The sequence below is a fragment of the Streptomyces sp. NBC_01244 genome (genome assembly GCF_035987325.1).
Classification (GTDB): Bacteria; Actinomycetota; Actinomycetes; order Streptomycetales; family Streptomycetaceae; genus Streptomyces.
This window is the reverse complement of sequence record NZ_CP108488.1, coordinates 9,357,584-9,372,023: the sequence shown is the minus strand read 5'-3', so window position 1 is coordinate 9,372,023 and position 14,440 is coordinate 9,357,584. Positions and strand designations below refer to the sequence as shown.

The window sequence follows — 14,440 nt, the reverse complement described above, 5'->3', positions numbered from 1 at the left end:
TCATCAGGCACCGGCACGAGAACCGTCAGCGACCTGGTGTCCTTGCCCTGTGTCTCCAGTAGGCGAGGCTCTTGCGTGTGCTGATGACCTGTGGATGGTCGGGGCCCAGCACACGCAGCCGGGCAGCGAGCAGCTCGGCGTAGGCCTCGGCGGCCCTGACGGCCTCGCCCGCCTTGCCCAGCCAGTGAGCAAGATTGTTCCGGGTGCCGATGGTTTGTAAGTGGTTGGCGCCGAGGAGTCGCATCTGGTCAGCGAGAAGAACCTCGTACGCCTCCGCGGCTCCAGCCGCGTCACCCGCCTGTCCTCGCCACTGGGCGAGGTCGCCCCGGGCCGAGAGGGTGCCGGCGTGGTCGGGGCCGAGAGTTCGCAATTGGTCGGCGAGAAGATCCGCGTACACCTCCGCGGCCCCGGCCGCGTTCCTGGCCTTGCCCAGCCAGTAGGCGAGGCTCTTGCGTGTGCTCTGGATCTGCGGATGCTCTGCGCCGAGCACGCGGAGACGGTCGGTCAGAAGCGAGGCGAACGCTTCGGCCGCACCACCAGCGTTCCCTGACTTGCCCGACCACTGCGCGAGATCCTCCCTTGCCCTCAGGGTGTCCGGATGGTCAGGACCCAGCGAGCGCGACCTGTCGGCAAGGAGTTCCGCGTACACCTTTGCGGCGCCGAGCGCGTCTCCCGCTTTGCCCAGCCAGTAGGCGAGGCTCTTGCGTGTGCTCGGGATCTGTGGATGCTCTGCGCCGAGTACGCGGAGACGGTCGACCAAGAGCTGGGAGTACGCCTCGGCGGCTCCCGCGGTGTTGCCCATCTTGCCCAGCCAGTACGCCTGATTGCTGCGAGTGGCGAGGGTGTGCAGATGGTCGGGGCCGAGGACGCGCAGCTGATCCGTGACGAGCTGGGAGTACGCTTCTGCGGCTCCGGCGGCGTCTCCCGCCTTCCCCCTCCACTGAGCGAGGGCGACCCGGGTCCACAGGGTGTGCGGATGGTCGGAGCCGAGGACGCGGAGCTGGTCGGTCAGGAGCTGAGCGTACGCTTCCATCGCTCCGGCGGCGTCCCCCGCCTTGCCCCTCCACTGAGCCAGACCGACCCGGGCCGAGAGGGTGTCTGGGTGATCGGGGCCGTGCACGCGGAGCTGGTCGGCGAGCAGTGCGCCGAAGGCCGCCACAGCCCCGGCCTCGTCACCGGCCGTACCTCGCCAGTGGGCGAGCCGTGCCCGGGTGGACAAGGTGTCAGCATGATCGAGACCGAGCACCCGCGACCGGTCGGCGAGGAGCGTGCTGAAGCCCTCTACGGCCTCGGCCTCGCCCCCCGCCTTTCCCAGCCAGTCCGCCAGCCTTGCGCGCGTCGACAGGACATGGGGGTGATCGGGGTCCAGCAAACGCAACTGATCGCTGTGGAGTTGCGAGTACGCTTCCGCGGCTCCGGCGGCGTCTCCCGCCTTGCCCCTCCACTGAGCGAGGGCGTTTCGGGCGGACAATGCCTCGGGGTGATCGGGGCCGTGCACACGGAGCTGGTCGGCGAGCAGTTCACCGAAGGCCGCCACAGCCCCGGCCTCGTCACCGGCCGTACCTCGCCAGTGGGCGAGCCGCGCCCGGGCGGACAACGTGTCGGCATGATCGGGACCGAGCACCCGCGACCGGTCGGCGAGGACCTCGGCGTACGCGTCCGCGGCTCCTGCCACGTTCCCCGTCATCCCCTGCCAGTGGGCCAGGCTGGCACGGGTCTTCAAGGTCTGGGGGTGGTCGGGGCCGAGGATTTCGATACGCAGATGGTCCGCGAGGAGGTCCGCGTACGCGTGGGCGGCCCCAGCCTCGTCCCGCGCCCTTCCCTGCCAGTGGGCCACTCGGTCTCGGGCGGACAGCGTGTCCAGATGGTCGGCGCCGAGCACGGTCGCCGCCCGGTCGGCAAGGAGCCCGAAATGATCGCGAGCCGCGTCGAAGCGAGCCGATTCTCCCAGGCTCTGCCCGGCACGAAACAGGACCGAGTGCACATCAGGGGCGTAGAGGGACGCTTCACTGTGGCGTCTCAGCGCCTCCGTATTCGTCTGCAACGCGCGTGCCAACACGGTGTCGCGTTCCACGTCGGGCCAGGCGGACATCAGCCCGTCGGCAGCTATGCCGGCGAGCCTGCCCTTCATGGAGGCGTCCAGCGGATCACGGACGGCTCGCTGCACGAGCTGATGAATGCGGACGGCCTGGTGAGGCGTGTCAGGGGTGTGGTCCAGAAGGTTGAGTTGGTGCAGGTTCCACAGCGCGTCGATGACGTCGTCAATCTGAGTGCCGAGCCGGTTCACGTCCTGATCGGCCGCGGACACCTTGCTGTCGCCGTGGAGGCTGGAGCCATGGGCGTTCGTCACCACGGGCGGGCTGGTCAAGACCGTACGCGGGATGCCGTTCGGGTCCAGCATGGCGGCAAGTTCCAGCATGGGACGGGCAAGACCTGCGGGTTCGAGTTCGTCGGCGAGAGCGATGGACAGGGACCACGCGGCGGCGACCGTCATCCGCTGGTTGTCGGGAAGGCCGCTGATGTCAGGCAGGAGCGTGGTCAGGGTCCGCCGGTGGTCGGCTACCCGGCGCCGGTAGGCGGCACAGTCCAGATTCCGGTTGATCATGTAGGGGACGGCCTGAGCCAGTGCAAGGGGAAGGTTTCCGAAGTCGGTCGCGAGGCCGACGAGTTGACCGACGCTCTCGTCCCTTCCGTACGTGGCCAAGCGGGCGGTGAGGTACGAGAGGGATTCCTCGGGGGTAAAGAGACCGATGTCGACGCGGCTTCGGCCACTGTCGATGAAGGCGGCGTCACGGTTCCGCGTGGTGACCAGTGTTCGCCCGAGAGGATGGGCCGGGGGCCAGAGTCCGGCCACGTCCGAGGGCCGGGGCACATCGTCCAGGACAATGAGCCATCGTTTGCCGTGATCCGCGCTGAGCCAGTTCTGGAAGACCGCAGCAGCCTGCCCCGGCTCGCCCGGGTCGGCTCCGAGGATCTCCGTCCCCGCTTGCGCATAGCTGGAGGCCACCGCCGCAGGACTGTCGGCAGTGATCCAGACGAGGAGGTCGAGTTCCCCACTGTCCCAGGCGCGGCGGGCGTGATGGGCCGCGAGCTGTGTCTTGCCCACGCCCCCCATGCCGGACAGGACTTGACACGAGGTTCCGGGCTCGGACCCCGCCACAGGACCAAACAGCACCTCGGCGGAGCTCCGGCGCTGGAAGCAGTCGGCCTGCCGGGGCAGGACCCCAACCTGGTGCGGCCAGGACACAGGTCTCCTGGGCGGCGCGTGATAGTTGACGCTGTTGATCCAGCCTGCGGCGATTCCGTAGTCGCCCGCTTCGATGATGATGTCGCGCGCCCCTGTGTCCCTGGGCCTGCCCTCGGGGAACTGTGAGCGTGGGCTCGTATCAGCCGGTCCGGTCAGCCCTGGGACGAATCCGGCTTGTGAGGGGTGCCTATATGCGCACCACCGTTGATGATTCCCGCAGCGATACCGCCTTGGCCTCCGCTGATCCGCACGTCCCTGCCTGCGGCCAAGCCACCGGTCGCGGCCGACGCGGAACTCGCCGGCGTGGAGTACTCGGCGAGCAGGGCCTGCAGTTGGTCCACGGCTTCCTGCTGCTCAGGCTCGTCCAGGCCCTCCAGCAACGTCTCGAAGCGAGCCTGCCAGGTTCCTTCCTGCCGGTCCCGGATACGTGCCGCTTCCCCCTCCGGCGCCTCACCAAGCGCCGCTGCGGTGCGGTCCAGACGCTCCAGTTCAGCGCGTTCCCGCTGGGTATCACCGCGGCCGAGGATTCGGGCGATCCTCTGCCGGAACGACGTCCACGCATCCGTGCTCGCCGCCTGGACCACAGCCGAACCGCTCGCTGCGGCTATCGCCACAAGTGCTTCTGTCAGCATCCCCATACCCATCCATAACTGCGCGGACCAGTACGGAGAACGTAGCGCGATAGTCGCCACCAAGCCGTACTTTCCCCGGAATTGGGCCCGCCAGCTCGGGGTGGGCGAAAGGCCTCCACGCCCGCCCCGGCACCAGCAGGGCATCAACTTCAACGACGAACGCTTCCACGTCCCCGAAGCCCCCGGCCTCGACGTCGTCCTGAGGGCCTGTCCACGACCGGCGACGACACCCACACCATGGCCCTCGCCAACCCCGTCTTCGACGGGCTCTACGAGTACTACCAGCGCGCCGCCACCCTGGGCCGCGAACCAACCGTCCGGCAGATCGCCCATGAGGGAGCCGCCATCGCGCGGAGGACCCAGGATCTGCCGACAGGGGATCGCCTCAGTCCATGCACGACGTGTCGCCACCGCACCCTGGGGGAACGGTCTTCACGGCGAGCGCGGTCGTGGCGCGCCCTCGGGCGGCTGCCCGGCGCTGGAGAGCTCCGAAGGACAGGTGGCTGGCCTCGGTATCCCAGACGACGACCTCGCCGTCGCGGGTGTCGGGCAGCTGGGCGGCGGCCGCAACCAGATCGGGGAACCGGTCCTGGGCCAGGAAGCCGCGCCTGCTCGCAAGCAGCAGCCGGCCCCCGGGGGCTGCGGGGTCGAAGAGCTGGGTGAGCAACGGATCGAGGGGCCGGTCTAGTCCCGGCCCCCCGGCGCTTCAGGGGGCAGGAGGTGCCGGGGAAGGGTGAGGGTCACGTGGAATCCGCCGTCGGGCGTCGGCTCCGCGGTGAGGTGCCCGCCGAGGAGATCGGCTCGTTCGCGCAGCCCAATCAGTCCGTAGCCGGCGCCAGGCAGCGGGACATCGCGGGAGTCCGGTGGGCGGTGGTTCTTGACGGTCAGGATCAGGCCGGACGCAGCGACGTCGATCCGTACGGCCGCAGCGGCCCCCGGTGCGTGTTTACGGGCATTGGTGAGGGCTTCCTGGACCGAGCGGTACAGGGCGCACTGCACCGCGTCCGGCATGGCGGCGACATTCCGGCCGATGTGAAGGGTGGCGACGACCCCGCTGTCCGCGACCAGGCGGGGTACGTCCGCGAGTCCGGGCTGGGGTGCGAGCGGCGCCTGCGCGTGCGGGTCACCGGCCCGCAGGACAAGGACGATCGAGCGGAGTTCCTCCAGGCAGGAAACGGCGAGGGTGCGCAGCGTACGGGCCGCCGTCCGAACGTCCGGGTCTGAGGTGGTGACTTCCAGGGCGCCGGCTTGGACGGCGATCAGCCCGGCCTTGTGCGAGACGATGTCGTGCATCTCACGGCTGATGCGGGTGCGTTCGCGGTGGACCGCGTCGGCCTGGAGGCTCCGTCTTTCCTGCCGGTGCAGCGTGTCGAGTTCGGTGACCTGGTCGATGAGGTTCCGGCGAGTGCGGTGCAGGAGACCGATCGCCGTCGGGGCCCCGCCGATGAGCAGGGCGTCCAGCACGTGCCGCAAGGGTTCCTCTGCCGTCAGCAGGCTGTCCCAGGTCGAATGCCAGCGGGTCAGGCTGGCCAGGGTGAGCACCGCGGCCGCCGCCCAGGCCTGCCGGTGGGGACCTTGGCGGGCCAAGGCGCACAAAGCGATCCAGCTCGCGGCCAGTGCCTGACCGCTGCAGGTGGCCGGGAGGGTGAGGAGGAATGCGCCCGCCGGTCGCCGGTGGCGGATCCGCACGGCTGACACGGACGCGATGAGCACCAGCAGTGCGAGGTAGCCGTGACGGCTCGAGGTGTGCGGCTGCCCGCCGCACACGGCCAGGCGCGGCCAGGTGTACGCCAGGATGACGGCGGTGAGCAGCAGATCACCGCTCCAGCGCGCCCTGGCCGTGCACGGTGCCAGGATCCAGTGGTCCAGCCACTCCCCCACCGGTATCTGGTGTCTCACGCGCCTGGCCTGTCCGCAGTGGCGAGATGGGACCGGGTGGCCAGAACGGCCGCCTGCAGCCGGTTCTCGACGCCCAGCTTGGTGAGCAAGGAGCTGACGTATTCCTTCACGGTCCCGGTGGCGAGGTGGAGCCGCTGCGCGATCTCCGCGTTGGACAGGCCCTCCCGGAGCAGCGCCAGCACCTCGCGCTCACGATCCGACAGCGCGGCCAGGGCACGAGCCGCGGTCGTATCCGCGTTGTCGGGCCTGCGGCTCAAGCGCCGTACGAGTGGCGCGGACAGGCATCCGCTGCCGGTGCCCAGTGCTCGCACCGCCGAGATCAGGGCCTTTGGCTCGGTGTCCTTGAGGAGAAAGCCGGCCGCTCCGTCGCTCATCGCCTGAGAGAGGTACTCGTTCAGGTCGAAGGTGGTGAGCATGGCGACTTCGGGCGGTTCGGGCAGGGCGCGCAGAGCCCTCAGGACGGTCAGTCCGTCCACGTCGGGCATCCGTACATCGAGCAGCACGACGTCGGGGCGCAGTTCGCCGACCCGCTCCACCGCCTGGCGGCCGTGGCAGGCGCCGACGACCCGGAGGTCCGGAGCGGAGTCGAGGATGTGTGACAGCCCCAAGCGCAGCAGTTCCTCGTCGTCGACGATCAACACCCTCAACGCCGGACATGCCAGTACTGCCACGGTGTCTGCCTTCTTTGCCAGGTGCCCGGATGCCGGGATGGAGGGTCGTGGGGGAATGCCGCGGTGCCGTGCCGTGCGTCCGCCCTGCAAGGAAACAGCCGATCGCGTCCGGAGCTCAAGGGGCGTGTGCTCCAGGTGTGCCTTCGCCCGCTTGACAGTGGTGGGGCAGACGCACGCCCGCTGCCGTTCATCGCCCTGACCTGGGGATATCGTCCACGCACAGGCCCGTCTCGAGTTCTGCTTCCATCGGTTCCGGGCAGTCCAGGACGTGCCCGGATTCGGCTGAGGCGCGCGGCACCCGTCGCGACGCGTCTACGCTCAGCAGCGCGTCGCGGGGATCACCGAGCACAGCGCGGATACCGGCGAGGGGGGCAAGGTCTGCGACGAACTGCCGGGTCGGCCCGAGACAGAGGATCCGGGCCGCGCACCCGCGGAGGGCCCCCGGACCACAACGGGTGCATGCTGGAGGAGAGGGCCCTGCTGACTGGCAGACCCGCGCGGCAATTTGCGTGTGCTCGCGAAACGCGCCCCAGGGCGTGACTGGGCCCCGTGACGCATGACGCATGCCGCAGCGAACTGACGAAGGCCGCGTCCAACAGCCTTCGGGACGGGCGTGCAGTGACCTCACCGACCGACCCCCCGCAGCATCCCCTGGCGCGCCTGCGGGCAGCGCTGGGACTCTCGCACGGCGGCTACGCCCGGGTCGTCGCCGATACCCACGCCTCCCTGGGGTACGGGCCGATCCTGGCCCGGCGGGAGAAGGTCTCGCGCTGGGAGTCCGGGCATGCTGTCCCCTCGCCCACCGCACAGCTGGCCATGGCCAGCATCCACGGTGTGGACCAGCACGACATGACACGCCTGGGATGGCCGCACTGGCTCCACCTGGCCACCGACGACGCGGCGCTGCTGGAAGGGTGCTGGAGTCCCGGGGCCGCCGTGCGTGCCGCCCACACGGCGGCGGTGCTCGCGCACCCGTCCCGAGCGCGAAGGCAGACCCTCGCGGTCACGGGGGCGGCTCTGCGCGGCCAGCTTCAGTCCGCCCTGAACGTCCTGGAGCATCCCCCCGCACTGTCGGGACAGGACGGATCCCCCCTGCCGGAACAGGCGCTCGCCTGGACGGAGAGGCGGCTGCGGACGCTGGAGGTCCAAGAGGCCACTTCCCCCGTCACCGCCCCGGTCCTGACGTACGCGGCGCGGGCGGAGCATCAGCTGATCACCGAGTTGCTGGCCACCAGTACCTACGGACCGGCAACGGCGGCCCGCCTTTTCTACCTCGGGGCGCGCGCGGCGAGGCTGTGCGCATGCCTCAGCACCTGCCTGTCGGAGACGGCGGAGGCGGAGCGCTATGCCCTGAGCTCCGTGCGCAGCGGCGCCGCCGCCGGGTCGGGACGACAGGTCGTCGCGGGACTGGCCACCCTCTCCGGCATCCATGCCGTGCTGGGCAATCCCCACGACGCGCTGCTGAGCATCGACGCAGCGCGACGGGTGCCACGCGCGGCCGCGGCTTCCGTGCACGTCCTGGACTGCTGGGAGGCGCTCGCCCGGACGCGCCTCGCTGACGCACCGGCAGGATTCCGGTCGCTGCGCCGCGCCGAGCACGCCGTGGACGGCCCGGCACCGATGGAAGAGGAACCAGTATCGGACCTCGAGCGCGGACCGGACCACGAGGCTCCGCTCCGTCCCGATCTGGACGCGATGCGGATCACTCTGTGCTCCGGTCTCGCCTGGCTGGAGCAGGGCAAGGCCGGCCGCGCCCTGGCGGACTTCGCCGACCTCACCGGCGGCGGCCCGTACGAGGATGCCCCGTCGCCCTTCGCACCGGGTGTCCTGCGCTACGTCGCGGATGCTCAGTTGGCGGCCGGAGAGCTCGACGGCGCCGTCGAGAGCACGCGCCGGGCCACAGCCCTGGCCGGCCGTCTGCCGGTGGCCCTTGCCGAGGATTTCCGTCGGCTCTTCGCTCCCTACCGCGATGAGCCTCGGGTACGAGAGGTCTTGGAGACGCTGCCCCGACACGCTGACGCCACTCCCGGGCCCCCGCCCGGACCTGCCGCTCGCGGACGATAGACACACATGTCACCGACGCGCTCCACGCCACGGCCGCAACCCGCGGCGGCAACGGCGCCAAAGTGATCTTCCACGCGGACTGCGGCTCACCATGCACCTCCGCCGTGCTCGCCCAGGTCTGCGACCGGTACGGCATCCGAAGGAGCACGGGAAGGGGCGGCTCGAGCCATCACAACGCCCTTGCCGAGGGGCAGCCGGGAACCGGTTGTGTGCGCTCCGCAGACGCGTGCGTCGCGAGCCGGACCGCGCGGCCTCCTGCCCCTGAAAGGAGGAAGTCGCGCGCACCGGAGCGGCATGCCACAGCCCGACACCCGGTCCCCGACCGATGGGTCAGCGGGCGGCGGGGTCCGAAGACTTGCGGCCCTCGACCTTGCCGAGCGCGTACGTCATGACCCCGGCGACGACGGCGGTCGCGACGAGCTCACCCCAGTACGGGCCGATCAGGAAGTGGTTGACGAGCGCCAGCACGGCGAACGCCACGGCAACGATGACAATTCTGGACAACATGTGCGGAATATCCTGTTCAGCCGAGGAGCGAGGTAATACAGCCGGTAGCGCCGGCCGCGACGGTGTTCACGGCGATCTCCCTGGCCAACTTCTTGTTGACCCGGCCCACGATCAGCGCCGCAGCACTGCCGATACCGGCCCGGATCAGGCAGTCCTTCGCCGCCTTTGTCATCGGGCGGCCCTCCAGGGCCTTGCAGTACTTTGCCTTGTTCGTCTCATGCTTGTCGAAATAGCACTTGGAGATGTTGTACTCCTGCCGCGGATCGACCGCGTGGGCGGGAGCGGCACCAAACGCGACGGCTGCGAGCACCAGCGCGGACACAACTCTGATCTTCTTCACTTCATCCCTCAGGTCACACCCGAACGGAACAGCACCGCCGGGTTGACATGAGCTTGGGTGAGCACGGTTCGTTCCTGTACCCGCCGACCGTCCCCCATCACCCCTGCCGACCGGCAGGGTCCCCTCCCCCCGCGGCCCGACAGCGCATCTGTCGACGATGTGGCGACGGCCCGAGACCGCAGCGGTCGGCGCCGGCCCCGCTGCACTCGTACGCGGACGACATCGGCCGCGACGGCTCGGAGAAGCCGGCGCACACGGGCGACGCCGGGAGACCGCGCGAACGGCGAGCCGGCGCCGTGGACCACCGTCGTCCACGTCACGGCCCTCGCAGTCGCCGCCTCCTGGGCCAGGCGCGGGTGACGACGAACGACGAGGGGGCTCCGTTGACCGTGATCGTCCCGTTGATCTTGGTGACCCGGGTCGGGGTGAGGCCCGCGGTGCGTCGCCGGCGGCGTGGCGCGAGTGTCGGGTGCCTAGTCGGTCGGGCGGGATCGGGCCGCGAGGGCCCGGTCACGGGCCGGTCCGGACCCTCACCGGTTCGAGTGGTTCTCCGCACCGGCCGACTGTTCACCACGACCCCTCTCACCGGCTCGTATGCCCGTCGGACAGGTCCGGGACGTCAATCCGCGCGTTTGCTCCCGTTGTTGCCGAATGCGAGAAAAGGGCGGCGCAGGCACGATTGCCTGGGGCAACGAGGGGAGCTGTACGTGGGCGGTATCACTCTGGTGACGGACGAGCAGGCCGCCCCGCGGCCGGCTCCGGTCCGCTTCGAGAAAAGGAGCCGTCCCGAGCCGGCCGGCCGAGACGCCGCGAGCGGGCCACCACCCTCCGCCGGAGTAGGTCCGGCGCCCGTGGAGTTCAGCCCACGCCGGGTCCGGCTCGTGTTCTTCGGCCTGATGCTGGCGCTGCTGCTCGCCGCGCTGGAACAGATGATCGTCGCCACGGCCCTGCCGAAGATCGTCGGGGAACTCCAGGGCCTGGACCGGATGTCGTGGGCCATCACGGCCTACCTGCTCACCTCCACCATCGGCCTGCCGCTCTACGGCAAACTCGGCGACCTCTTCGGCCGCAAGAGCGTCTTCCAGTTCGCCATCGTGGTCTTCATCATCGGTTCCGCGCTGGCCGGCTGGTCGCGCACCATGAACGAGCTCATCGCCTTCCGCGCGGTTCAGGGCATCGGCGCCGGCGGGCTCATGATCGGCGTACAGGCGATCATCGCGGACATCGTGCCGCCCCGGCAGCGCGGCCGCTTCATGGGGCTGATCGGCGCAGCCTTCGGCCTCGCTTCCGTCGCGGGACCCCTGCTCGGCGGGTTCTTCACCGACCACGCATCGTGGCGCTGGTGCTTCTACATCAACGTCCCGTTCGGGCTGATCACCATGGCCGTCATCGCCGTCGTGCTGAAGCTCCCCAAGCCCACGGTCCGGCCCCGGCTCGACGTGATCGGCGCCGTACTCCTGGCCGCGGCCTCGACCTGCCTGGTACTGCTGACCAGCTGGGGCGGCACCGAGTACGCGTGGGACTCGCGGATGATCCTGGGGCTCGCCGTCGGCGCTGCCGGAACGTCCCTGCTCTTCGTGGTCGCCGAGCACCACGCGGCCGAACCGATCATCCCGCTGCGGCTTTTCCGCGACCCGGTCTTCACGGTCACCGCTCTGGTCGGGGCTGTCGTCGGCATCGCGCTGTTCGGCGCCGCCAGTTATCTGCCGACCTACCTCCAGATGGTCGAGGGCGCCACCGCCACGGAGTCCGGGCTGCTGATGCTGCCGATGATGGGCGGGGTCGTCGTCGCCTCCATCGTCTCCGGCCAGTTGATCAGCAGGACCGGCCGTTACAAGGTGTACCCGGTCCTCGGCGGGGCGCTGTCCACCCTCGGCATGTGGCTGCTGTCCCGGCTGGAGACCGGCACGACCCAGCTCGCGTACAGCCTGTGGATGGCGGTCCTCGGCGTCGGCATCGGGCTGGTGCTGCCGGTGCTGGTCCTCGCCGTGCAGAACTCGGTGCGGCCCACCGACCTCGGCAGCGCCACCAGTGCAAACAACTACTTCCGACAGATGGGCGGCAGCATCGGCGCCGCCGTCTTCGGCACGGTCTTCGCAGGCCGGCTGACCGACGCCCTCGCCGAGCGGCTGCCCGCCGGCGCCGGGATCCCGGACTCCTCCGCCATCACCCCGCAGCTGGTGCACTCCCTGCCGCCGACCGTCAGGGACGCGTACGTCGCGGCCTACGCCGAGGCGATGCCGCGGATCTTCCTCTACCTCGTGCCGGTGCTCATCCTCGGCTTGCTCATCGCCTGCTTCCTCAAGGAGAAACCGCTGGTGTCCCACAACGCCCCTGCAGCCGATTCGCTGCTCTCCGAGGCCCTCCCGCAGCCGCTGCCCGGCGAGGTCCCCGCCGCGCGGACCTCGACCGACGCCTCCCAGCCGGGCGGGCTGCCGGTCTGCGGAACCGTCCAGCACTCCGACGGGAGCACCCTCCCCAGCGCCGCCCTGACCCTGATCGACGTGAGCGGTCGCCAAGTCGGCCGGGGCGCCAGCGGAGCCGACGGACGCTATGCCCTGAGCGTGCGCGGCCCCGGTTCGTACGTCCTGATCGCGGCGGCCGGCGGCCATCAGCCGCAGGCCGTCAGCGTGACCGTGGGCGAGCGGCCGGTCGAGCTGGACGTGGTGCTCGGCGGCGCCGGACGGCTGGCCGGCACGGTCGTCACAGCCGACGGCGCCCCGGTTCGCGACGCGGCCGTCACCCTCACCGACGTCCGGGGCGAGGTGGTCTCCTCCACCCGGACCGGCCGGGAGGGCGTGTACGTCATCTCGGAGCTGGTGGCGGGAGAGTACACCCTGGCCGCGAGCGCCCCTGCGTTCAGGCCGACCGCACTACCGGTGAGCGTGCAGGCCTCCCGCGAGACCCGCCAGGACGTGGAGCTCGCAGGCGGCTCGGTCCTGCGCGGCACGGTGCGCGGCAACGCGGGAAGGCCGGTCGAGGATGCCAGGGTCACCCTGCTCGACGCGGCCGGGAACGTGGTGGACACGCTGACCACCGGTTCGGACGGGACCTTCCGGTTCATCGACCTGCCGTCGGGCGAGTACACGGTCATCGCGGCCGGCTATCCGCCGGTGGCGACGGTCCTGCAGGTCGCGGGCGGCGGGCGGACCGAGCGGGACGTACAGCTCGGACACAAGGGCTGACGAGCAGTCAGAGATATGGTCCCTGTAGAGTGCGGGGCCGCGTCCAGGAACCTTCCTTCCAGGTGGTGTTCTCGCCGAGGCGGGCCAGGTGCGCGGTGAGGAGTCCAGGGCCGCCGTGCTCGCGGATCTCCTCCATGCGGTGGGCCAGCAGGGGCCACTGGCGGGATCCGACCAGGAGCCCGCCTGCGTCTCGGGCAGGACGTCCTTGACTACGCCGCCGATCGCGGCGTGCGCGAGCCGGTTGACGCCGAGCTGCTCCAGGGCTTCGCCCGGTCGGCGAGGCGGTGGCCACCCGCTCCGGAGCCGACCTCCGTTCTACTGAGAACGGCTCCGGAACGCGGCGCGCGGCGGTGCGTACGTCACCCACTGCGGGCGTGGCGTGTGCACCGCCCATCAGTGGTTAAGCCGGGTCGCAGTAGAACTCGCCTGCCGGCCCGGGCCACTCGCAGCCTTCGGCGTGGCTGACGCCGACCGAGCCGAGCGAGACGAGTACGGCCATGGCCAGTACCGTCAGAGCCTTACGAAGTGCCGTCACGGATTCCCCCCATTGACGTGTGCGCAGCCGGACCGGCTGCGTCAGCAATGAAGCTAGGGCCGGAACGTCGGCTACCCAAGGCATAGTTCAGCCAAGCAGCCCCCGCCAAACGATGGTTGGAAGGGATGTGTCGAGGTAGCGGCGGACCTCCACGTCGTCATCCACGCGCCTTCCTCGGTGTCGGCCGGCGGTCAGGGGCGTTTGGCGCACAGGGCCGCGTCCACTGCCCCTTGGAGGTGTCGCAGACTTCCACCCTCGGCCGCCCAGGTCGTGGTGTAGACGGTCACGGTGCCGCGGCCTGCCGTGGCGCGGCCTCCGCCCACCGAGTTGCCGGGGAGGTCGCCGCCGTGGCCCCAGTAGACGCCGCCGCAGCTGAGGGGGATCGAGGCGATGCCGTAGCCGTAGCGGCTACCCGCCGGATAGACGTCGCGACCACCGACTGCGGTGGTGTCCTGGGTCATCTGGCGCAAGGCCCAGCCGGGCAGGAGGCGGCCGCCGAACAGTGCGTCCCAGAAGGTGTTGAGGTCCTTGGGCGTGGAGACGAGTCCGCCGGACGCCCCGAACTCGTACCCGGGGAGCTCGGTCAGATCCATCCGGCCCGCCTCCGGGGCAGCGGGGTGGATGCCGTAGTTGCGGGCGTGCGGTCCGCGCAGGGCCAGCTCGCCGGGTGCGGGCCAGTAGGTGTCGTCCAAGTGGAGGGGGCGCAGGATCGTGCGCTCGATGTACGTGCGGAACCCGACACCCGACGCCTTGTCGATGACCATGCCGAGCGCGAGGTAGTTGGTGTTGGAGTAGCCCCAACCGGTACCGGGTGCGAAGGCCGGCTTCTCCCCCAGTGCGAGGGCCAGGTAGCCCTCGGGAGTGCCCGGGCGGGTCCAGTCGACCAGCGTGGCGTACTCCGGCAGCCCGCTGGTCTGCTTGAGCAACTGTCGGACGGTGATGGTGTGTGCCGCGAGTTGCGGGACGTAGCGGCCGGCGCGGTCGTCCAGTCGTACCCGACCGTCCGCCACCAGGCGCATCACCGCTGCCGCGGTGAACGCCTTGGTGTTGCTGGCCAACCGGATCCGCCCTTGCTCATCGACCATGGGCCGGCCCGACTCCAGGTCCGCGACACCGGCGGTGCGCGTCGTCCTGCCGTCGTACGCCAGGGCGCCCGGGACCTTGTCACCGTCCACGAGGAGGTCCAGCTGCCGCTGGACCGGGTCCAGCGGCCGGGCCGCCGCCACGGGAACGAACGCCCCGATGGTCGTCGTGGCGAGCAGGACTGCGGCGGCGATGCGCTTGCGGTACATGAGATTTCCCCCTGGTCGTGGCCCGACCCGTGTGAGCCGGTCAGTCGCTTGACGACGACATTGCCAGG

11 protein-coding genes are annotated in these 14,440 nt (G+C 70.4%); 2 read left to right on the top strand and 9 right to left on the bottom strand.

The window, feature by feature from the left end; genetic code table 11:
- Positions 1 to 25: 25 nt before the first annotated feature.
- The 5 genes from fxsT to OG247_RS41705 all read right to left on the bottom strand — a co-directional run bounded on the left by fxsT (position 26) and on the right by OG247_RS41705 (position 6,449).
- The gene (gene fxsT, locus OG247_RS41725) at positions 26 to 3,160 is read right to left on the bottom strand and encodes an FxSxx-COOH system tetratricopeptide repeat protein (protein WP_327257815.1); all 3,135 of its coding nucleotides are present in this window, start codon (positions 3,158 to 3,160) and stop codon (positions 26 to 28) included.
- A gap of 239 nt (positions 3,161 to 3,399) precedes the next feature.
- Complete coding sequence (locus tag OG247_RS41720) at positions 3,400 to 3,879, bottom strand: hypothetical protein (RefSeq protein WP_327257175.1); 480 nt, start codon at positions 3,877 to 3,879, stop codon at positions 3,400 to 3,402.
- 385 nt (positions 3,880 to 4,264) lie between these two features.
- A complete protein-coding gene (locus OG247_RS41715) occupies positions 4,265 to 4,546 on the bottom strand; it encodes a hypothetical protein (protein ID WP_327257174.1) in 282 nt (93 codons plus the stop codon).
- A gap of 17 nt (positions 4,547 to 4,563) precedes the next feature.
- Positions 4,564 to 5,778, bottom strand: coding sequence for a sensor histidine kinase (locus OG247_RS41710; RefSeq protein WP_327257173.1), 1,215 nt, complete (start codon positions 5,776 to 5,778; stop codon positions 4,564 to 4,566).
- Entirely contained in the window at positions 5,775 to 6,449 is a 675-nt protein-coding gene (locus OG247_RS41705; protein WP_327257172.1) for a response regulator transcription factor, read from the bottom strand. Before OG247_RS41705 ends, OG247_RS41710 begins: the two co-directional genes overlap by 4 nt.
- Before the next feature lie 549 nt (positions 6,450 to 6,998).
- Here OG247_RS41705 and OG247_RS41700 point away from each other — a divergent pair.
- Entirely contained in the window at positions 6,999 to 8,513 is a 1,515-nt protein-coding gene (locus tag OG247_RS41700) for a hypothetical protein (RefSeq protein ID WP_327257171.1), read from the top strand.
- A 330-nt stretch (positions 8,514 to 8,843) separates the two neighbouring features.
- On the opposite strand, the gene OG247_RS41695 is transcribed toward OG247_RS41700, so the two are convergent.
- Entirely contained in the window at positions 8,844 to 9,020 is a 177-nt protein-coding gene (locus OG247_RS41695) for a hypothetical protein (RefSeq protein WP_327257170.1), read from the bottom strand.
- Positions 9,021 to 9,036: 16 nt separating this feature from the next.
- On the bottom strand, positions 9,037 to 9,360 hold the full coding sequence (locus OG247_RS41690; RefSeq protein WP_327257169.1) for a hypothetical protein: 324 nt from the start codon (positions 9,358 to 9,360) through the stop codon (positions 9,037 to 9,039).
- 707 nt (positions 9,361 to 10,067) lie between these two features.
- Between OG247_RS41690 and OG247_RS41685 the strand changes: the two genes are divergently transcribed.
- Positions 10,068 to 12,545: an MFS transporter gene (locus tag OG247_RS41685; protein ID WP_442813550.1), complete on the top strand. Its 2,478-nt coding sequence runs from the start codon at positions 10,068 to 10,070 to the stop codon at positions 12,543 to 12,545.
- A gap of 400 nt (positions 12,546 to 12,945) precedes the next feature.
- Here the strand turns inward: OG247_RS41685 and OG247_RS41680 are convergent, their stop codons facing one another.
- A complete protein-coding gene (locus OG247_RS41680; protein ID WP_327257167.1) occupies positions 12,946 to 13,080 on the bottom strand; it encodes a hypothetical protein in 135 nt (44 codons plus the stop codon).
- Between the two features lie 191 nt (positions 13,081 to 13,271).
- Complete coding sequence (locus OG247_RS41675) at positions 13,272 to 14,372, bottom strand: serine hydrolase domain-containing protein (RefSeq protein ID WP_327257166.1); 1,101 nt, start codon at positions 14,370 to 14,372, stop codon at positions 13,272 to 13,274.
- Positions 14,373 to 14,440: the final 68 nt, after the last annotated feature.

What these genes read in the sequence shown, in the direction of transcription:
- OG247_RS41720 (WP_327257175.1), bottom strand. Translation starts at nt 3,879, where the DNA reads ATGCTGACAGAAGCACTTGTGGCGATAGCCGCAGCGAGCGGTTCGGCT.
- OG247_RS41675 (WP_327257166.1), bottom strand. Translation starts at nt 14,372, where the DNA reads ATGTACCGCAAGCGCATCGCCGCCGCAGTCCTGCTCGCCACGACGACC.
- OG247_RS41695 (WP_327257170.1), bottom strand. Translation starts at nt 9,020, where the DNA reads ATGTTGTCCAGAATTGTCATCGTTGCCGTGGCGTTCGCCGTGCTGGCG.